Here is an 18,536-nt window from a genome sequence, read left to right on the forward strand (position 1 = left end):
TGACGATCGGAGGTCCTGGGTGAGCCCACGACGGGTCACCTTGGCGGACGTGGCCAAGGCTGCCGGTGTCTCCCGCACGACCGCATCGCTGGTCCTGTCCGGCCGCGGCCGCGAGCTGCGCATCTCTCAGGACGTCGAGCAGCGGGTGCTGAAGGCGGCCGACGAGTTGCAGTACCGGCCCAACATCGTCTCCGTCGGCCTACGCACGGGCACCACCCGGACGATCGGCTTCATCTCCGACACCATCGCCACCACCCGGCTGGCCGGTGACATGATCAAGGGAGCGCTCGAGGCCGCCCGTGACCGCGGCTTCATGCTGTTCATCGGTGAGACCGAGGGCGACGCCGAGCTCGAAAGCCTGCTGCTGCAGGCCATGCACGACCGCCAGGTGGACGGGCTCGTCCTGGCCTCGATGTTCACCAGGACCATCAAGGTGCCCAAGACCATCACGGCCACGCCCGCCGTGCTGCTCAACGCGCTGCCCAAGCAGCCCGCTCCCCTGCCCGCCGTCCTTCCCGACGAGGTCGAGGCCGGCCGCCGCGCCGCCCGCATCCTGCTCGAGGCCGGCCACCGCGACGGCATCTACCTGATCGGCGCCGGTCCGGGCAAGCGCGACGTGCCCGCGGAGAGCGTCGCGGCGGTGGAACGGCTCGTCGGCATCCGCGAAGCGCTCGGCGAGATGGGGGTCAAGGTGGCGGGCGCTCGCACCTGCCCCGACTGGCAGCCCGAGTACGGCCTCGCCGCGACGCGCGACCTCCTGCGCACCGCCCGGCCGCGCGCGCTGATCTGCTTCAACGACCGCATCGCCATGGGCGCCTACCAGGCGCTCGACGACTTCGGGCTCAAGGTGCCCGCCGACGTCTCCGTCGTCTCCTTCGACGACCATCCCATCGCGTCGTGGGTGCGTCCCAAGCTGACCACCGTGGCGCTTCCCCATTACGAGCTGGGGCGCAAGGCCGTCGACGTGCTGTTCGCCGAGATCGACCGCGACCGCGCGGACGCCGACCGGGTGGGCGAGGTGCACCGGGTCCCGATGCCCGTACGCAGCCGCGAGTCCGTCGCGCCGGCCACCCCGGAGTCCTGACCGCGGCCCTGCCGAGCAGCATCGGGCGTTGACACCCCGGCGCGATCGAAACTAAGTTGGCCGAGAAAAGTGATCGATCACTTTTTGGGTCGTCAGAGGGAGTGTTCCATGCCTGCGTTTCCGTCCCCGGTTCGCGTCGCCGTCGTCGGCGCCGGGGGCATCGCGAGAATCAGCCACCTTCCCGCCCTGGCCGCGGCCGGCGACGCGGTGGAGGTCGTGGCCGTCTGCGACGTCGACTCCGCCCGCGCGAACGAGCTGGCCGAGTCCCACGGCATCCCCGGGCGCCACACGGATGTGGCGGACATGCTGGCGCGGGAGAGCCCCGATCTGGTCGTCGTCGCGACCCCGCCGGTGGCGCACCGCGAGGCGGTGATCGCCGGCCTGGACGCCGGCGCGTGGGTCTGGTGCGAGAAGCCGCCGACGCTGTCATTGGCCGAGTACGACGAGATCACCACCCACGAGAAGGACGGCGGCCCGTACGCCAGTTATGTCTTCCAGCACCGCTTCGGCAGCGCGGCGCGACGGCTGCGCGAGCACATCGCCGACGGCGAGCTGGGCGCGCCGCTCGTCGCCGTGTGCAACACGCTGTGGTACCGCGGCCACGACTACTTCGAGGTGCCGTGGCGCGGCAAGTGGGAGACCGAGGGCGGCGGCCCGACCATGGGACACGGCATCCACCAGATGGACCTCCTGCTCAGCCTGCTCGGCGACTGGCACGAGGTGCACGCCGTGGCGGCCACGCTCGGCCGCCGGGTGGAGACCGAGGACGTGTCGTTCGCGATCGTCCGGTTCGCCTCCGGCGCCGTCGGCTCGATCGTGAACAGCGTCCTGTCCCCCCGCGAGACGAGCTATCTGCGCTTCGACTTCGGCGACGCCACCGTCGAGGTCGAGCACCTCTACGGCTACGACAACTCCCACTGGCGCTGGACGCCCGCGCCACATGTCACCGACCAGGACAGGATCGCCGGCTGGGCGCCGGCCGAGAACACCGGCAGCTCCCACCGCGCCCAGCTCGCCACGCTGCTGACCGCCATGTCGGCCGGGGAGCGCCCACCGGTGAGCGGCGCCGACGGCAGGCGCGTCATGGAGCTGATCACGGCCATGTACCAGTCGGCCATCACGGGGCGTCCCGTCACCCGGGCCGAGCTCGACGAGACGAACCCCTTCTACCACTCCCTCAACGGCGGCGACCTGCCGACCGCCCTCAGCCGCCTCCAGCACCAGGAGTCCAGCCATGCCTGAAACCAAGCTCAGCGTCCGCGACGAGGACGCCTCCCTGATCGTCACCGCCGGCGACGTGGACATCGCGCAGTACGTCTACCGTCCGGACGCGCCCGACGCCGAGGCGCCCAAGCCGTACCTCCATCCGATCCGCAGCCTCACCGGCGCCCCCATGTCGGTCTACCGCCCGCACGACCACCGCTGGCACAAGGGCCTGCAGATGACCTGGGCCCACCTGTCCGGGCAGAACTTCTGGGGCGGCCCCACGTTCTCGGTGGAGAAGAACTACCACTGGCGCGACAACCTCGGGCACATGAACCACATCGACTTCACCGGCGTCTCCGCCGACGGGGAGCGGGTGACGGTCGGCGAGAGCCTGCACTGGGTCTCGTCAGCGGGCGAGCACTGGATCACCGAGCAGCGCGAGCTGGCCTTCCACGGCGTGGACGCCGAGCGCGGCATCTGGGCGCTGGACTTCTCGACGAAGCTGCTCAACGTCCGCGGCGCCACCCTGGAGTTCGGCAGCCCCACCACGCACGGCCGCCCGCTGGCCGGATACGCGGGCTTCTTCTGGCGCGGCCCCCGGTCCTGGACCGGCGGGACGATCATCGCCGCCGGCGGGAAGGGCGGCGAGGAGATGATGGGCGCCGAGGCGCCCTGGCTGGCCATCACCGGACAGCACGACGAGATCGACGGCGGCGGCACCGTGCTGGCCGTCGCCGGCCACTCCAGCGCGTCGGTGCCGATCAAGTGGTTCGTCCGCAAGGAGGCGTTCGCCGTGATCAGCCCCTCCCCGTCCTTCGACGAGGAGATCGCGCTGGCCGACGGCGACACTCTCGAACTGACCCACCGCTACGTCTTCATCGACCACATCTGCGAGCGCGCCGAACTCGACGACCTCGGCGCGGAGTTCGCCCTGTGACCCCGCTCTTCCCCGGCGGCACCTCGATCAGCGACCTGGCGGTCTACGACTGGGAATGCGCCGACGGCGTCCATGGCGGCACCCCGCACCTGCACACCGTCTCCACGGAGGCCTACGTCGTGACCGCGGGCCGCGGGGAGGTGCACACCCTCAGCGCCGCGGGCTTCGCCCGGGACCGGCTCGAAGCGGGCACGGTGCTGTGGTTCTCCCCCGGCACGATCCACCGCCTGGTCAACGAGGAGGAGCTGCGGCTGGTCGTGATCATGCAGAACGCGGGGCTGCCCGAGGCCGGCGACGCCGTCCTCACCTTCCCCGCCGACGTCCTGCGCGACCGCGACGCCTACCTCGCCGCCGCCACGCTGCCGGCGGAGGGGCCGGAGGCCGAGCGCGCGGCCGCCGCCCGGACCCGGCGCGACCTCGCCGTCACCGGCTTCCAGCAGCTCCTGAAGGAGGTGGACGAGCGCGGCGGCCAGGCGCTGGCGGACTTCCACCGGCTCGCCGCCGCGCTCGTCCGCCCACGGGCCGCTGCGTGGGCGGAGCTGTGGAGCGGGACCGTCGAGGCCGAGACCGAACGCACCCGCCGGCAGCTCGCGGCCATCGCCGACGGCGACCCCGCCCACCTCGGGCAGGCCGCCGTCGTCCGTACCACGCCGAGACCCGGACCCCGGGCGTTCGGCATGTGCGGACGGCTGCGCACCTGGACTCCCCTGAGCTGAATCCATCGAGCCTTCGCCGCCCGCCGACGGCTCAGCGAAGGACGATCGTGGTCAGGGCGCGTGGCGGCAGCGTCACCGCCCCGTCCGTCACGGGGACGGGTCCGAGCGACTCGTCCCCGTCGGTCAGGTAGGCCGCGACCTCGCCGTGCAGTCCGTCCCAGGTCACGGGGGCCATGCCGGTGTTGAGGACCGCGACGACCTGGGAGCCGTCGGGGTTGCGGAACGCGGACGCCTTCAGGGCGGGCTTGGCGACCGCCGTTTCGAGCCTGACCGCGCCCGGCCGGACGAACCGGCTGTAGGCGGCCAGCGCCCACAGCCGCTTGGAGACCCGGTAGGTCTTGGCCGCCTCGTCGATCAGCAGTAGCGCCCTAGTGTTCCCGACGGAGGCGCCCAGCCAGTAGACATAGCCGGAGACCTGGCCGAGGGTGAGCGCGTCGTGTACGGCCAGGGCGATCGTGAAGCCGTCGGAGCCGCTGCCGTCGTACCAGTTCTCGTTCCAGCTGGTGCCGTTGGGATGCCACTCCGACATCCACGTCGGCCGCTCCGTCGGCAGCGGGGAGTCCACCGGGGTGGCGTAGCTGTGCCCGGTGTGGACCTTCACCCAGCGACGGGCCTCGGCGTCGGCCTCGATCGCGGCCGTGTACGCCCTGGCCTCCGTCCAGCCGACCGACTCGCAGCACACCACCCGCATCCCCGAGGCGATGGGACCGAGCACCTTGGCGAACTGGGCGGCCTCCTCGGGGGTGAAGCGCATAGAGGCGTACGGGGCCGTCCAGTCGGGCTCGTTCGCGAACCCCAGGTCGGTGATCTGGATGCCTTCCCGCGCGTAGAACCTCGTGTACTGCACCAGGTAGTTCGCGTAGGCCTGCCGCCACTCCGGCTTCAGCCTGCCGCCGTTCCTGTCCTGGCCGGTGTCCTTCATGTAGCCGGGCGCGCTCCAGGCCACGGCGAAGAAGCGCCGCACGCCGTACTCCTGCGCGGCCCTGGCCAGCCAGACCTGACCGTTGTCGTCGCCGTCCCACACGTACGCGGGCGGGGCGTCCGGGCCGCCGGGGTCCTCGGGCTGGATCGACACCATCTCGTCGTACGGGCTGCCCGCCGGGGCCGAGCCGATGCCGAGCCGCACGATGCTCAGCCCGGCGCCCTTCTCGCGGCTGAACCACAGGTCGAGGATCTCGCGCTGCTTGTCCTCCGGGAGGGCCCTGACCAGCTCGTTGCGCCGGAACGCCATGGAGAGCCCGAACCCGTCGATGGTCTGGTGCCGGACTCCATCGTTGATCGTGATCGCCGGTGGACCGGCCGACCGGGGTTCGTTCATCAGGGGAACTCCGAGCATGTGACTGCGACGACCTTGTTGGCGACCATCCTGCCCGAACCCTGGATCCGGTGTGGATGCCGCGGGGGGCCGCAGCGGGACCGGCCAGTGCGACCGCATATTAGTGATCGATCACTTTAGCGTCAACGCTAGGCTGTCCCGCAAGGAGCGAGGAAAGGGGGTCCCCTTGGGCGAGGCCGAGACGCCGCGCGTCACGATCCACGAGGTGGCCCGGCGCGCGGGCGTTTCCCACCAGACGGTTTCCCGATATTTCCGTCACAACGAAGGCTTGAAGCCGGAGACCCGCAGGAAGATCGACCTGGTCGTCCAGGAGCTCAACTACCGGCCCAACCTGGTCGCGCGTTCCATGCGCACCCGGCGCACCAACCGGCTGGCGATCACCCTTCCCGCCTCCACCTACCTGTGGCCGGTACGCCTGCTCGGCGCCGCCTCCGCGGCCGCCCACGCCGAAGGCTTCCAGCTGGAGGTCGTCAGCATGGAGGGCGGCCCCCGCGACAGGGCGGAGCGGATCCTGGAGCTCGCGGGCTCGGGGCAGGTGGAGGGCATCCTGTCCTTGACGCCCCTGGAGATCGACCCGGGCGCGTCGCCGGTCCCCATCGTCGTCACGGGCGACTACGACGACAACCTCCGCGGCGTCAACGAGCTCGCGGACGCCTCTCCGATCCGCGAGATCATCCAACACCTCGCCTCGTTGGGGCACAGGGTCTTCTTCCACATCGCCGGCACGCAGACGTTCGCCTCCGCCCGCAATCGCAAACTCCTCTACGAGCAGACGATCAGGCACCACGGGCTCACGTCGTACGGCATCGCCCTCGGGGACTGGAGCCCGCAGTCCGGCTACGACGCCGTCCGGGGCCTGCCCGAAGGGAGCGGCGTGACCGCGATCGTCGCCGCCAACGACCACGTGGCCATGGGCGCCGTACGAGGAGCGCTCTCGCGGGGCTGGCGCGTTCCCGGCGACGTCAGCGTGTTCGGCTGGGACGACGAGGAGCTGGGCCGCTTCGCCACCCCGTCGCTCTCCACGGTGGCCGTCGACCGCGAGGTCCAGGGGCGGGAGGCCATGGCCAAGCTCATCGCGGAGGTCCGGGGCGAGCCGGTGCCGCCGTCCCCCTCGCGGTCGATCAACCGGGTGATCGTGCGCGAGACGGTGGGGCCGCCACCGCACGCGTGCGGCGAACAGCCGGTTTAACCTCGCGTTATGGTTGCCCCAACCCTCCGCTATCCCACGTTTTCGCAGACTGACGGGGTCAGTACGACATCTATGCATCGGAGATATCTCAATGCGTAAGTCCATGCTCATCCCCGGGCTCGCCACCGTGGCCGTCCTCGTCGCGGGCGGCGGAGCCGCCGCGTTCGCCTCCTCCACCGACCAGAGCCCCGCCCCCGCCTCCACCCAGTCCTCCACCGACCAGAGCGCCGCCCCCGCCGAGAACGAGGCCGCCACGCCCCAGGAGAGCGCGGAGCCGAACGAGGGCACCAAGGAGGACGAGCACGGCCAGGAGGCCGAGGACGGGAACGACGACCAGGCCGGCGAGCAGTCCGAGGCTGAGGACGGCCAGGACGACCAGGGCGGCGAGCAGTCCGAAGCCGAGGACGGCCAGGACGACAACGGCCAGGAGGCCGCCTCCGAGGCCCAGGAAGGCAAGCAGGACCAGGCCGGCGACCAGAACGAGCAAGAGGGCAAGGGCGACGCCGCCGAGCCCGAGGACGACTGAACCACGCGCCGGGCGCCCCGCCGGGGTGCCCGGCCCGGTCGTGAGCGCACGGTGCCACCTGATGGCACTTCCAGGAAAAACTTCGCGTGTTTTCGCGCGTTCACCGGGTGCCCGGGGCGCCGTCCGCGACATGATGCCGCATGTCGAATGCGCAGCTCAGAGGCCGATTTCCAGCCGAAATAGGGCGTAACGGGCTGCTGGTGATCGCAGCCCGCGCCCTGCGGACCTTCGGGTACGGCTGCACCAGCGTGCTCCTGGCCGAGCTGCTCGCCCAGGACGGCGACGCCCCCTGGCAGACCGGGCTGCTGCTGGCCGTGGCCGCCGCCGGTTCGGTGTTCGCGAGCCTGATGCTGGGCCTGTTCGCCGACGTATGGGGACGGCGGCGAACGCTGATCGCGTGCGGCTGCCTGATGGCGGTGACCGGCGTCGTGTTCGCGCTCAGCGAGTCCTACCCCGTGCTGGTCGCCGCCGCCTTCATCGGGACGATCTCGCCCTCCACCAACGACAACACCCCGTTCTCCGGGGTGGAGCAGGCGATCCTCGCCCAGGACTGTCCCCCCGCCCGCCATACGGCCGTCTTCACCTGCTACAACGTCACCGCCATGGCCTCCGGCGCACTGGGCGGGCTGGCCGCCGCCGCCCTCGGCCTCCAGTCGTGGACCTCGGCCCCGGACGCCGCCTTCGCCCTGTACGCGGTCCTGGCGGCCGGCACCGTGACGCTGTTCTGGCGCCTGTCGCCGCAGGCCGAGGCCCCCGGGACCGCGCGGCCTGACCGCGGCGGGCACCGCGAGCGGGTGCCGGGCCAGGTCCGCCTGCTGGCCGGGCTGTCCGCCCTGGACGCCCTGTCCGGCGGGCTGGCCGTCCAGGCCGTGCTGGCCTGGTGGTTCGCCCACCGCTACGGCGCCACCACCACGCAGCTGGGCCTGGTGTTCTTCGCCGCCAACCTGCTCCCGGCCCTGGCCCAGCTCACCGCGCCGCTGCTGGCCGCCCGGCGCGGTCTGCTGGCCACCATGCTCCTCCCGCACACCGTGGCCAACCTGCTGCTGGCCTGCATCCCGTTCGCCCAGGACCTCGCCACCGCCGTCACCCTGCTGCTGCTGCGCCAGACGGTCTCCAAGATCGACGTACCGGCGCGGCAGGCCTTCACGGCCGCGGTCGTCCCCTCCGCGCACCGCACGGCCGCCGCCAGCATGACCAGCCTGGCCCGCAGCGTCGCCGTCTCGGCCGCGCCCATCGCCGCCACCACCCTGCTGACCGGCACCCTGGCCGCGCTGGGAGCTCCGCTGCTGCTCGGCGCGGCCCTGGGCCTGGGCTACGACCTCGCCCTGTGGCGTGCCTACCGGGGCGCGCCCCTGCCCGAAGGCTGAGCGGCCCGCGGTCCGGCGATGACGCCGGCCTGGATCCGGGTCACAGGGGCCGGCGGGCGAAGGACCGTCCGGTCCGGGTGATCAGCGCCGCCGCGCTCGCCAGAACGGGCAGCCCCACCACCACGGCGACGAGGAACGGCCACGGCATCGCGATCGTGGCGGGATCTCCGGCGCCGTGCGTCGTCATCGGCCGGGTCAGGGCCAGGCCCGTCACCGTTCCCGCGAGCAGCCCCACCAGCGCGCCGAGCCCGGAGATGTAGAGGGCCTGGCCGGCCACGAGCGCCCGCAACGTCCTGGGCGGGGCGCCGATGGCCACCATCGTCGCCTGCTCGGGCCGCATGTCGGCGGCCGCCAGGCGGGTGGCGGTCAGCGTGCCGCCGACGACGAGGACGAGAGCGCCGCCGAGCCAGCCCCACAGGCTGGGGTCGGGCACGTTGCGATAGCCCTCCTCGGAGGCGACCGTGACGCGGGGGGTCACCTTGGCCAGATCACGCGCCAGCGTCGAGCCCGCCGACGGCCGGTACATGGCGTAGAGCTGGCGCTCGGCCGTCGAGAAACCGGCCTGCTCCACCAGGGCACGTGGCAGCAGGGCGCCGCCCTGGTGCTCGTCGGCGGGGGTGGCCAGCACCGCGGGCACGTCGAGCCGGCGCGCGGGGCCGGACGTGGAGCCCGCCCGCAGGGCGAGTTTGCCGTCCCGCAGCGCGGCCGCGTCGAACACCACGGCCTTGCCGCTCGCCAGCGCCGCGGCCGCCCGCGGATCATGGCGCCCCTGCAGGAGCGTGAGCAGGGCCTGGTCTCCGATGGCCGCCGTGCGGCGCGTGCGGGTGCCGTTCCAGCGCACCGTGTACCGCAACGCGTAGCGGTGGCCCTGGGCGTCCCTCGCCTGGTAGCCGGCGGCCAGCGGCACGCCCGGCAACTGGCGGGCGGCCTCGGCGCGAAGCCTGCTCCAGGCCGCGTCGCCGATGTTGCCGGCCCAGATCGCCAGCGTGCCGGTCGGGCGCGCCGAGGTGTAGGCGTTGCGCCGGTCCATGTACTCGCTGTAGGTGCCGATGCCCATCGCCACGACCGTGGCCGTCACCGCCATGACGGCCGCCACGGCGCTGGCCGTACGGGATCGGTGGCGGACCGCGTCGCGTACGGACATCCGCAGCGGGAGCCGCAGCCGCGCGGCCAGCCCGCCCGTGCGCTGGACCAGCCACGGCGTCAGCACCACCAGCCCGAGCAGGACCAGCACCGCGGAGGCGAGCACCCACACCGAGCCCGGCTGGCGCCGCGCCACCACGGTCGCCCCCAGCCCGGCCAGCACCAGCGCGGCCCCCGCCAGCGGCCATCCCGGCCGATCGGCCACCGCGGGCGCCCGTCCGGCCAGCACGGCCGCGCTGTTCTGGCGAGCCGCCTGTACGGCGGGCACCAGCGCCGCCACGATCCCGGCGACCAGGCCCAGCGCGGCGACGGCCAGGACCGGCGCCCACGGCACTCCCGGCGGGCCGGCCTCGCCTCCCCATCGGGCCACGATCGGGGCGCCGAGCGCGCCTGCCCCGATGCCCAGCACCGTCGCCACGACGGTGGCGGCGCCGCCGAGGACCAGTCCGTCGGCCAGCACGATCGTCCGCAGGTGAGCGGCCGAGCCTCCCTGGGCCGCGATCTCGGCCAGTTCCCGGCGCCGCCTCCTGAGCCCGACCGCGAAAGCGGGTCCGGCCAGCAGCACGGTCTCCAGCACCACCATGATCACCATGGCGCCGATCCCGACCGTGCCCTGGACGCTCATGGCACGGGCACGGGTCCACGAGCGGGGGTCGGCCATCAGGGCGCGCGAGGTGACGTACAGACCGGACCCGTTCAGCGCGGTCACGCCGGTCCAGGACACGGGCCCGGCGGTGTCGGCGAGCCATCCGGGGCCGTGCTCGCCCGGAGACCAGAACTCCTCCACCGACGCCAGCGGGAGATCGGGACCCACGACCTGGCGGAGAGAGGGCCGGAACGGGTGCTCGACCACACCCACCACCGTCAGCGGCGCCGCGCCGGCCGGCCGCAGGAGATCGCCGGGCCGCAGGCCGAACGCGGAGGTCACCGCGACCTCGCGGGCGGCCGAGGGCAGCCTGCCCTCGCTCAGCGTCCGCATCCCCTTGGTGAGGGGATCGCGCAGGTCGGTCCGCAGCGCCTCGACCCGCTCGGCGCCCAGCCGGAGCACGCCGGTGTCGAAGGGGATCACCCGGGTGCCCGGTCCGAGCAGCGCCTCCACGTCGGCGTTGCTGCGCCGGGGCCCGGTCGCCGCGTCGCCGGTCGTGCTCCAGGTCGCCCCGTTGGGCTGCTGGCGGAGCACCGTACCCTCGGGTAGCTGCATGAGGCGGGCGTCGGCCGCGCCGAGCTCGGCCACCAGCCCCTCCTGCGGGCTGACGTTCATGGTCTCGGTGAGGGTGAGCACCGTCGTGATCACCAGGACGGGCAGGCCGATCATCACCATGATGAGCGCGCTTCGCCCCCGGGAGCGCCACGCGTTGCGGCGGGCGATGCGCAGCGCGGCCAGCGCGGCGCTCATCGGGCGCTCTCCAGTGCCCCGTCCGTGGAATCCGCGACCATCCCGTCACGGAGGAACACCACCCGATCGGCCCAGGCGGCGTAGCGCGGCTCGTGGGTGACGAGGAGCACCGCCGCGCCCACGTCACAGCGGGCGCGTAAGACCTGAAGGATGTCATCGCCGGTGCGGGTGTCGAGCGCGCCGGTCGGCTCGTCGGCCAGCACCAGGCACCGCTCCCCCACCAGCGCGCGGGCGATCGCCACCCGCTGGCGCTGGCCGCCGGACAGCTCGTCGGGGAAGCGGTCGGCCAGCTCCTCCACGCCGATCTCCGCCAGCACGACCATGGCCTGCTCGCGGGCCAGGCGCGGGCGCACGCCGTCGAGCTCGCGCGGCAGCATCACGTTCTCCACCGCCGTCAGCGACGGGATCAGATTGAGGTCCTGGAAGACGTAGCCGACACTGCGCCGCCGTAACGCGGCCAGATCGCGTACGTCGGCCAGGTCCTGATCGTCGATGCGCACCGTGCCCGACGTGGGCCGCTCCAGCCCGCCCACGAGGTTGAGCAGGGTCGACTTGCCCGATCCGGACGGGCCCATGACCGCGACCAGCTCCCCCGCGTCGACCTCCAGGCTCACGCCCTTGAGAGCGTGTACGGCTGTCGCCCCTTCGCCGTGGACCCTGGCCACCTCGGCCAGCCGTACGAGCGTCATGTTTCCTCCTTGAGAACGGCCTCGCAGTGGTCCAGCCACCGCTGCTCGGCCTCGGCCCGGAAAATCATCGAATCGAGCACCAGCCGCTGCGCCGCGCCTCCTGTCACGGCCCGCTTGGCCCTGGTCAGCTGCTGGAGGGCGCGCATGGTCGCCGTACGCTGCCGGCGGATGACCTCGGCGACGTCCATCTCCTTCGCCTCGACGGCCATGGCCAGCTTGATGACCAGCTCGTCGCGTGGCCGGTCGGACTGGACGATGGGGGTGCTGAACCATCGCGCCAGCTCCGCCCGGCCGGCCGCGGTGAGCGTGTAGACGACCCGGCCCTGCTCGTCCGACTCGCCCGGCTCGACGAGGCCGTCGCGCTCCATGCGGGACAGCGTCGTGTAGACCTGACCGATGTTGAGCGGCCAGGTCGCCCCGGTCGAGGCCTCGAACTCCACCCGCAGCTGATAGCCGTGCCGAGGCCCTCTGCTGAGCAGCGCTAGCAAGCCGTGCCTGATCGACATGGATACCAAGTATGCATATGCGGTATGCATCGCTCAAGCGGATCCGCCGCATTCGGCAGACCCGCGGGATGCAACCCGCGCCCGGGCCGGAGGCATCTCCTGGGTGTGAAGTCATCTATCGGGGAGACCAATGAGCCTTGACGAGGAGTACACCGCCTATGTGAGTGGCCGGCTGTCCTGGCTGAGGAAGATCGCATACCCGTTGTGCCAGGACTGGCACCGCGCCGACGATCTGGTGCAGACGGCGATCACGCGGCTCTACGTCAAATGGCGCCAGGCGCGGGCCGCGGACGACCTCGACGCCTACGTGCGCACGATGCTGGTCCGGGTCTTCCTCGCCGAACAGCGAAGGAGCTGGTTCTCCCGGGTACGGCTGACGGCCACCCTGTCCGACCGGCCGGCCGAGGGCGGCGACCGGGACCTGATCATGGACATCAACCGGGCTCTGGCCGCCGTTCCCGCGCGCCAGCGCGCCACCCTGGTGCTGCGCTTCCACTGCGACCTGAGCGTGGAGCAGACCGCCCACGCGCTGGGCTGCTCCACCGGAACCGTCAAGAGCCAGACCGCCCGCGGCCTGGCCACCCTGCGCTCGCTGCTCGACGCGCCGGAGTCCCGTCTCGCACGTACGGAGGAATCATGATGGATGTCAAAGAGGCGTTCGACTCGCTGGCGCGGCAGGAGGGGCCGCCGAGCACGACGAACGTGCACCGGGCCATGGCGGCGGGACGCGCCGTCCGCAGACGCCGTCGTGCCGCAGCCGCCGCGACGTCGGCGGCGGGGGTGGCCGCGGCCGTTCTCCTGGCCTGGTCGGTGCAACCATGGGCGGAGCGCCAGAACGGCGTCGTCGCCAGTGCGCCCACCCCGCCCACCGCGCCGGTCACGATCACGGTCACGCCACGGCCCGCCTACAAGGGATTCGCGGAACTGAAGAAGAAGCATCCCCCCAAGGGGAAGATCGCCTCTGTGCCGCCGCTGTTGATGTGGGTGAGCGACGCGCCCCGCAAGGGCCACCTCCTCCTGTGCGAGAGCGGCCCGAACGGTGGCTCCTGCTCCAGCTTTCCGCCGCTCACCAAGGAGTTCGCCCGTATCCAGGGCCGGGGCAAGGACGTCCGGTTCGGGATCGCCAACGACGACGTTCACGCAGTGACGGCCGTCACCAAGGACGGGCGGAGGTTTCAGGCGAACCTCGCCCGGAACGTCGGCCCGGAGCTCGGGCTCTGGGCCATCGAGTATCCCCCGGGAACGGACGTGCTGAGGCTCGTCATCACCGACGCCAAGGGGAAGACCCTGCAGAAGATCGCCGGGTGACGGACCTGGTTCAGACGGCGCGCAGGTACTGCCGGGGATAGCGGTCCCGGAGGGTGGCCGGTTCGAGGCGCGCGGCCGCGCGCAGCGGCCACGACGGATCGCGCAGCGCCTCCCGGCCCAGCAGGACGACGTCGGCGGAGCCCTCGCCGAGCACGGTCTCGGCCTGGTCCGGGTCGGTGATCAGGCCGACCGCGCCGACCGGCAGCACCGCCTTGTCCCGCACCTGCCGGGCGAACGGTACCTGGTAGCCGGGCCCGACCGGGATCCGCTGGTCCGGATCCAGCCCGCCCGTGCTGACGTCGAGCAGGTCCACCCCGTGCTCGTGCAGGAGCCGGGCGAGCTCGACCGTCTCCTCCGGCGTCCAGCCGCCGTCCACCCAGTCGGTGGCCGAGACCCGGACGAGCAGCGGGCGCCCGGCCGGCCATGCCCCGCGTACGGCGTCGACCACCTCCAGCAGCAGCCGGACCCGGTTGTCGAAGCCGCCGCCGTAACGGTCCGTCCGCCGGTTGGCGCGCGGCGAGAGGAACTGGTGCAACAGGTACCCGTGCCCGGCGTGGATCTCGACGACGTCGAAGCCGGCCTCCGCCGCGCGCCGGGTCGCGGCGGCGAAGTCCGCCACGATCCGGCCGAGGTCGGCGGCGCTCGCCTGCGCGGGGGTGGCGTAGCCGCGGTAGGCGAGCGGCGATGGCCCCAGCGCGGTCCAGCCGCCGTCCGCCGCAGGGATCGAGCCGCTCCCGAGCCCGGGCGGGAACGTCGACGCCTTGCGGCCGGCGTGGCCGAGTTGCACGCCGATCGGCGTGCCGTGCGCACGCGCGAACGCCGTGATCCGCCGCCAGCCCGCGACCTGCTCGTCCGACCACAGCCCGGTGTCCCGCGGGCTGATCCGCCCCTCCGGCGAGACCGCGGTGGACTCGGTGAGCACCAGGCCGAAGCCGCCCGTCACCCGGGCGCCGAGATGGACGAGGTGCCAGTCGGTCGGCACGCCGTCGGGGCCCGCGCTGTACTGGCACATCGGCGACAGCCACACCCGGTTCGGCAGGGTGAGCTCGCGCAGCGTCAGCGGGCTCAGGAGCGCGCTCATGCCGGCACCCCCAGGAAGGCGCGGGCGTTGGCGGCGAGCGTGGCCGCGTCGAGGCCGGCCGCCTCGGCGAAACCGACGGGGTCGCGCTGTGCCATGTCGAAGGGATGGTCGCTGCCGCACACCACGGCCTGCTTCCCCGCCTTCGCGGTGAGCAGGCCGAGCAGCGCGGGGTCGTGGGTGACGGTGTCGAACCACAACGAGCGTACGCTCTCGCCCGGCGGCCGGGACGAGTCGCGCCGCACGTCCGCGCGGGTCCGCCACCCGTGGTCCCAGCGGCCGAGCAGGCCGGGCGCGCATCCGCCGCCGTGCACGAAGCAGATCCGCAGGTCCGGCAGTTGCTCGACGACCCCGCCGAGCAGCAGCGCCGCGACCGCGGTGGCCGTCTCGACCGGGTTGCCGACCAGGTTCGCGAGGTAGTGGTCGCGCCACTCCGGGCGCGGGAGTTGCATGGGATGCACCAGTACGGACAGCCCCTCCGCGGCGGCGACGCCGAGGACGTGCCGCAGGACGCCGCGGTCGAGGGACGCGCCGGCGAGCACGGGCGGGACGGCCACGCCGGCGATCCCGGGCACCGCGGCGAGCCGCCTGAGCTGTTCCGTCGCCGTGCCGGCGGCGTCGAGGGACACCAGGCCCAGCCCGGCCAGGGCCCCGCCCGAGCCGCTCACGACCCGGGCCAGGGCGTCGTTGAAGGCGTCCACGTACGGTGCGGCGGGGCCGGCGACCGGGAAGGCGAACGGAGGGGCCGAGAGCACCCGGACCCCGATCCCGGCGGCGGCCATGTCGTCCAGGATCGCCGGCACGTCGCTCATCGCCCGAGCCGGGATGGACAGCGGGACGTCGCCGAGATGGAGTTCGCCGTCGCGGTCGTGCAACGGGCCGTACGGCGCCCCCGGCGGGAGGTCGAACAACTCGGGTGGCAGCCAGTGCGCGTGGACGTCGATCGGGCCGTCCGCGAGGGTGCCGATCATCGATCGGCCCCGGGCAGCGGGAGCGGCGCGTTCGCGCCGTCGAGGTGCTCCACGGTGGTGAAGACGAGGTCGGTGTCGCCGATGTTCTCGATGTCGTGCAACAGGTACTGCCCCGCCCCGAAGACGAAGTGCCGCGTCTCCCCGGCGGAGTAGGAGACCTCGCGCGTGGTCCCGTCACTGGTGTGCTGGCGGCTGCGGCCGGCGTTCACCGCGGTCCAGAAGTAGTCCAGGACGTGCCGGTGGGCGTGCCAGCGCTCGCCGGGCGCGAGCCTGATCTCCCAGACCCGGACCCGGTCGGTCGCGCTGAGCAGCCGCGAGCCCACCTCGCCGTCGTGGGCGTGCGCGTCGAACTCGGCGCGCAGCTCGTCGGACCAGCCGTCGAAACCGGTGGCCACCAGGTCGCCGGCCAGCGGCAGGTCGGACAGGAAGGCGGTGTCGGACATCTCATCTCCTCATCTGGTTTGGGGTCAGCGGCCGGGGCCGTAGAGCCCGAAGCGCAGGCTCGGGTCCCCGGGCGTCCAGGTGTTGTGGATCTGTGAGCGTTCCCCCATCGCCACCACGCGCTCCAGCAGCCGGGCGCTGAGCTCGAGCTGCCCGGGCTCCCATTTGCGCAGGGCGGCGGGGATGTCGCCGTCGGCGGCGGCGAGGGCGTCGGCGAGCGCCCAGGCGTCCGCGGCCGCCTTGGCGGTGCCCGCGGCGGCGTGCGGGCGGGCCGCCGCGGCCGCGTCGCCTATCAGGGCCACCCTGCCGTCGGCCATCCGCGTGGAGCGGATGTCGGAGACGACCTGGATGAAGGGGTGTTCGGTGGCCGCGACGACCTCGGCCGCGGCGGGCGCGAGCAGCCGGGAGGCCGCCTCGCGCATGTCCTCGACGTAGCGGTCCTGGACCTGGCCCGGGTGCAGGGACACGGTGCCGGTGAAGCCGCGCTTGTCGATGAGCATCTCCGCGAGCTCCTCGCCGGCCGGTACGTTGCGGTACCAGACGTAGTTCATCAGCCGCTCCCGCGGGCCGGTGCCGCGCTCGCCGGGGATCGGGTAGAGCGTGATGTGCGAGTGCGGCACCACGCTGTAGGAGATGGCGTCGCCGAGCAGGGCGCGGGTCGTGCCGCTCAGCTCGTGCTCCGGTACGGTGCCCCGCCAGCCGATGTAGCCGGAGTATTCGAGCCGGGCGCCGGGGTCGAGCAGGGGACGGCCGGTCGAGGTGATGCCGTCGGCGAAGACGACCAGCTCGGCCTCGGCCCGCCGGCCGCTGACGAACCGGACGGTGGCCCGCTCGGCCTCCTGCGCGACACCACAGGCGAACTCCCCGAGGTGGTAGTGGTCGGTGCCGAAGTCCGCGAGCAGGCCCCGGTAGAACGTGCCCCATGAGGTATGGGTCCAGCGGCGGCGGTCGCGGTGCACGATCCCGTTGTCGCGGCCGAGGTACTGGACGTACTCGGTCGCGGTGCTCAGGGCGTCGAGGCTCTGCGTGCTGCGCTCGGTGAACCAGCGTACGGTGTCGGGCTGCAGGACGATCCCGCCGCCCCGCCCGTCCAGCGGGGTGGGGGTGCGCTCGAACACCTCGACCGAGAACCCGAGGTCGCGCAGCAGCAGGGCGGTGGTCAGCCCGCCGATGGAGCCGCCGATGACGGCGGCGCGGGCACCTTCGTAGCGGGAGGTCACCGGGTCTCCTCTCCTGCGCCGACCGCGTCGCGGCCGGGATGGTTCGGCAAGGCGGGCACGGGATCGTCCGGGAGCGGGGCGCCGCGGGTCTCGGGCGCGGCGAACAGGGCGAGCGAGCCCAGCATCCCGACGGCGACGACGCAGGTCGTGGCGAGCCCGAGGTCGCCGCCGAACCAGGAGGCGGCGACGACGCCGGCGACCAGCGGGCCGCTCGCGGTGATGTAGCGCCCGATCCCGTTGTAGAGGGCCATGCCGGTCGCCCGCACGCTCGGCGGGAAGAGCTCGGGCCCGTAGACCAGGATCCCCGACAGGGCGCCGTACAGGCCGAACCCGACGACCGGGAGGACCAGCAGGAACGTGGTGTGGGTGTGGGGGAAGGGGAACAGGAACAGGACGCTCGCGCCGGAGATCGCGAAGCTGACGGCGAAGGACCTGCGGCGGCCGATCGCGTCGGCGAGGAAGCCCCAGCTGGCGTAGCCGAGGATGCCGCCCGCGTTGAACAGCATCGACGCGACCGCGACGCGCTCGTTGGCGACGGCGGCGGGCAGGTCCGCCGCGGCGGCCGCCTGCCGGATCACCTGCGGGTACCAGGTCGAGACGCTCCAGAAGGCGATCAGGGCGCCGGTGGCCAGCCCCGTCCCGATCAGCGTGTGCCGCAGCAACGGGCGGGTCAGCAGCCGTCGCAGCACGAACCGGTCCTGCGCGGTGCGATGGCCGCGGGCCTTGCGCTCCCGGCGCGCGGCGATGCTGCCGCTGATCTCCGGCGGCTCGGGCACGTGCCGGCGGATGAAGTACACGAGCAGCGCGGGGACGACGGCGATGCCCATCATCAGCCGCCAGCCGTGCCCGCCGAGGACGGCGTAGGCCAGCGCGGCGATGAAGAATCCCATGGCGTAACCGGACATCATCACGCCGCACGCCCGGGCCCGGTAGCGGTTGCGCCAGGCCTCGGCGACCAGCGCGGTGCCGACCGGGGCCTCCACGCCGGACCCGAGCCCGGCGACGAACCGGAACACGCCGAGCTGCCACCAGGTGTCGGCGAACGCGGCCAGCGCGGTGAACACGGCGTACGTCACGATGCCGGCCGACAGCACTTTGACGCGTCCGAAGTGGTCGGCCAGCATGCCGAACAGGATGCCGCCCGTGCCCCATCCGAACAGGAACAGCGCGACGGTGAGGCCGCCGTAGAGGCCGAGGCCCGCGGCGTCCGGGGCGATGCCGCTGTGCGGCAGCAGCTCGGTCATCGCCGGGCCCAGGACCAGCGCGTACAGGCTGCCGGCGAACCCGTCGAGGGCCCAGCCCATCGTCGTGCCCACCAGGACCAGCCACTGCGTGCGGGTGATCTCGGCGCGCCAGTGGCGGGGCGGCGATTCGTACGTTTCTTTCGGCATGGACGTTCTCCTTGGCCGGGGGGTGTGCGGAG

At 72.9% G+C, this 18,536-nt stretch carries 18 protein-coding genes; 9 read left to right on the forward strand and 9 right to left on the reverse strand.

Annotation, left to right across the window (positions count from 1 at the left end; genetic code table 11):
- Window positions 1–19: 19 nt before the first annotated feature.
- From H4W80_RS17645 to H4W80_RS17660, 4 genes are all read left to right on the forward strand, one after another.
- The gene (locus H4W80_RS17645; protein ID WP_192786095.1) at window positions 20–1,084 is read left to right on the forward strand and encodes a LacI family DNA-binding transcriptional regulator; all 1,065 of its coding nucleotides are present in this window, start codon (window positions 20–22) and stop codon (window positions 1,082–1,084) included.
- Window positions 1,085–1,192: 108 nt separating this feature from the next.
- Window positions 1,193–2,326, forward strand: a complete 1,134-nt coding sequence (locus H4W80_RS17650) for a Gfo/Idh/MocA family protein (RefSeq protein WP_192786096.1) — start codon at window positions 1,193–1,195, stop codon at window positions 2,324–2,326.
- Window positions 2,319–3,227, forward strand: coding sequence for a DUF6807 domain-containing protein (locus H4W80_RS17655; protein ID WP_192786097.1), 909 nt, complete (start codon window positions 2,319–2,321; stop codon window positions 3,225–3,227). The genes H4W80_RS17650 and H4W80_RS17655 overlap by 8 nt, the downstream gene beginning before the upstream one ends.
- Window positions 3,224–3,943, forward strand: coding sequence for a cupin domain-containing protein (locus H4W80_RS17660; RefSeq protein ID WP_192786098.1), 720 nt, complete (start codon window positions 3,224–3,226; stop codon window positions 3,941–3,943). Before H4W80_RS17655 ends, H4W80_RS17660 begins: the two co-directional genes overlap by 4 nt.
- A 31-nt stretch (window positions 3,944–3,974) precedes the next feature.
- Here H4W80_RS17660 and H4W80_RS17665 read toward each other — a convergent pair whose 3' ends face one another.
- Window positions 3,975–5,261 (reverse strand): glycoside hydrolase family 30 protein, encoded by a 1,287-nt coding sequence (locus H4W80_RS17665; protein WP_225963501.1) that lies wholly within the window; start codon window positions 5,259–5,261, stop codon window positions 3,975–3,977.
- 184 nt (window positions 5,262–5,445) lie between these two features.
- Here H4W80_RS17665 and H4W80_RS17670 point away from each other — a divergent pair, with 184 nt between their 5' ends.
- The 3 genes from H4W80_RS17670 (at window position 5,446) to H4W80_RS17680 (ending at window position 8,361) form a co-directional block, all read left to right on the forward strand.
- Entirely contained in the window at window positions 5,446–6,468 is a 1,023-nt protein-coding gene (locus H4W80_RS17670; RefSeq protein WP_192786100.1) for a LacI family DNA-binding transcriptional regulator, read from the forward strand.
- A 91-nt stretch (window positions 6,469–6,559) separates the two neighbouring features.
- Window positions 6,560–6,994: a hypothetical protein gene (locus H4W80_RS17675; protein WP_192786101.1), complete on the forward strand. Its 435-nt coding sequence runs from the start codon at window positions 6,560–6,562 to the stop codon at window positions 6,992–6,994.
- Between the two features lie 200 nt (window positions 6,995–7,194).
- Window positions 7,195–8,361 (forward strand): MFS transporter, encoded by a 1,167-nt coding sequence (locus H4W80_RS17680; RefSeq protein ID WP_192786102.1) that lies wholly within the window; start codon window positions 7,195–7,197, stop codon window positions 8,359–8,361.
- Between the two features lie 40 nt (window positions 8,362–8,401).
- On the opposite strand, the gene H4W80_RS17685 is transcribed toward H4W80_RS17680, so the two are convergent.
- Genes H4W80_RS17685 through H4W80_RS17695 form a run of 3 tightly spaced genes read right to left on the reverse strand, consistent with a single transcriptional unit; the run spans window position 8,402 to window position 12,095 of the window.
- On the reverse strand, window positions 8,402–10,900 hold the full coding sequence (locus H4W80_RS17685; protein ID WP_192786103.1) for an FtsX-like permease family protein: 2,499 nt from the start codon (window positions 10,898–10,900) through the stop codon (window positions 8,402–8,404).
- The gene (locus H4W80_RS17690) at window positions 10,897–11,589 is read right to left on the reverse strand and encodes an ABC transporter ATP-binding protein (protein ID WP_192786104.1); all 693 of its coding nucleotides are present in this window, start codon (window positions 11,587–11,589) and stop codon (window positions 10,897–10,899) included. Before H4W80_RS17690 ends, H4W80_RS17685 begins: the two co-directional genes overlap by 4 nt.
- A complete protein-coding gene (locus tag H4W80_RS17695) occupies window positions 11,586–12,095 on the reverse strand; it encodes a PadR family transcriptional regulator (protein WP_192786105.1) in 510 nt (169 codons plus the stop codon). Before H4W80_RS17695 ends, H4W80_RS17690 begins: the two co-directional genes overlap by 4 nt.
- A gap of 130 nt (window positions 12,096–12,225) precedes the next feature.
- Here H4W80_RS17695 and H4W80_RS17700 point away from each other — a divergent pair, with 130 nt between their 5' ends.
- Together H4W80_RS17700 and H4W80_RS17705 are read left to right on the forward strand one after the other, a co-directional pair.
- Window positions 12,226–12,735 carry a SigE family RNA polymerase sigma factor gene (locus tag H4W80_RS17700; protein ID WP_192786106.1) on the forward strand — a complete coding sequence of 170 codons (510 nt, stop codon included), beginning with the start codon at window positions 12,226–12,228 and terminating at the stop codon, window positions 12,733–12,735.
- Window positions 12,732–13,403, forward strand: coding sequence for a hypothetical protein (locus H4W80_RS17705; protein WP_192786107.1), 672 nt, complete (start codon window positions 12,732–12,734; stop codon window positions 13,401–13,403). Before H4W80_RS17700 ends, H4W80_RS17705 begins: the two co-directional genes overlap by 4 nt.
- Window positions 13,404–13,413: 10 nt before the next feature.
- Here H4W80_RS17705 and H4W80_RS17710 read toward each other — a convergent pair whose 3' ends face one another.
- Genes H4W80_RS17710 through H4W80_RS17730 form a run of 5 tightly spaced genes read right to left on the reverse strand, consistent with a single transcriptional unit; the run spans window position 13,414 to window position 18,504 of the window.
- The gene (locus tag H4W80_RS17710) at window positions 13,414–14,484 is read right to left on the reverse strand and encodes an NADH:flavin oxidoreductase/NADH oxidase (RefSeq protein ID WP_192786108.1); all 1,071 of its coding nucleotides are present in this window, start codon (window positions 14,482–14,484) and stop codon (window positions 13,414–13,416) included.
- Window positions 14,481–15,452, reverse strand: a complete 972-nt coding sequence (locus tag H4W80_RS17715) for an amidohydrolase family protein (protein WP_192786109.1) — start codon at window positions 15,450–15,452, stop codon at window positions 14,481–14,483. Before H4W80_RS17715 ends, H4W80_RS17710 begins: the two co-directional genes overlap by 4 nt.
- Entirely contained in the window at window positions 15,449–15,895 is a 447-nt protein-coding gene (locus H4W80_RS17720) for a cupin domain-containing protein (RefSeq protein ID WP_192786110.1), read from the reverse strand. Before H4W80_RS17720 ends, H4W80_RS17715 begins: the two co-directional genes overlap by 4 nt.
- 24 nt (window positions 15,896–15,919) lie before the next feature.
- Complete coding sequence (locus H4W80_RS17725; RefSeq protein WP_192786111.1) at window positions 15,920–17,113, reverse strand: FAD binding domain-containing protein; 1,194 nt, start codon at window positions 17,111–17,113, stop codon at window positions 15,920–15,922.
- Window positions 17,110–18,504 (reverse strand): MFS transporter, encoded by a 1,395-nt coding sequence (locus H4W80_RS17730; protein WP_192786112.1) that lies wholly within the window; start codon window positions 18,502–18,504, stop codon window positions 17,110–17,112. The genes H4W80_RS17725 and H4W80_RS17730 overlap by 4 nt, the downstream gene beginning before the upstream one ends.
- Window positions 18,505–18,536 lie beyond the last annotated feature (32 nt).

This window comes from Nonomuraea angiospora, assembly GCF_014873145.1.
Lineage (GTDB): Bacteria > Actinomycetota > Actinomycetes > Streptosporangiales > Streptosporangiaceae > Nonomuraea > Nonomuraea angiospora.

Bases quoted from the DNA above. Each gene is read 5' to 3' on its own strand.
- H4W80_RS17650 (WP_192786096.1), top strand. From the start codon at position 1,193: ATGCCTGCGTTTCCGTCCCCGGTTCGCGTCGCCGTCGTCGGCGCCGGG.
- H4W80_RS17655 (WP_192786097.1), top strand. From the start codon at position 2,319: ATGCCTGAAACCAAGCTCAGCGTCCGCGACGAGGACGCCTCCCTGATC.
- H4W80_RS17665 (WP_225963501.1), bottom strand. From the start codon at position 5,261: ATGAACGAACCCCGGTCGGCCGGTCCACCGGCGATCACGATCAACGAT.
- H4W80_RS17675 (WP_192786101.1), top strand. From the start codon at position 6,560: ATGCGTAAGTCCATGCTCATCCCCGGGCTCGCCACCGTGGCCGTCCTC.
- H4W80_RS17685 (WP_192786103.1), bottom strand. From the start codon at position 10,900: ATGAGCGCCGCGCTGGCCGCGCTGCGCATCGCCCGCCGCAACGCGTGG.
- H4W80_RS17690 (WP_192786104.1), bottom strand. From the start codon at position 11,589: ATGACGCTCGTACGGCTGGCCGAGGTGGCCAGGGTCCACGGCGAAGGG.
- H4W80_RS17695 (WP_192786105.1), bottom strand. From the start codon at position 12,095: ATGTCGATCAGGCACGGCTTGCTAGCGCTGCTCAGCAGAGGGCCTCGG.
- H4W80_RS17700 (WP_192786106.1), top strand. From the start codon at position 12,226: ATGAGCCTTGACGAGGAGTACACCGCCTATGTGAGTGGCCGGCTGTCC.
- H4W80_RS17705 (WP_192786107.1), top strand. From the start codon at position 12,732: ATGATGGATGTCAAAGAGGCGTTCGACTCGCTGGCGCGGCAGGAGGGG.
- H4W80_RS17710 (WP_192786108.1), bottom strand. From the start codon at position 14,484: ATGAGCGCGCTCCTGAGCCCGCTGACGCTGCGCGAGCTCACCCTGCCG.
- H4W80_RS17715 (WP_192786109.1), bottom strand. From the start codon at position 15,452: ATGATCGGCACCCTCGCGGACGGCCCGATCGACGTCCACGCGCACTGG.
- H4W80_RS17720 (WP_192786110.1), bottom strand. From the start codon at position 15,895: ATGTCCGACACCGCCTTCCTGTCCGACCTGCCGCTGGCCGGCGACCTG.
- H4W80_RS17730 (WP_192786112.1), bottom strand. From the start codon at position 18,504: ATGCCGAAAGAAACGTACGAATCGCCGCCCCGCCACTGGCGCGCCGAG.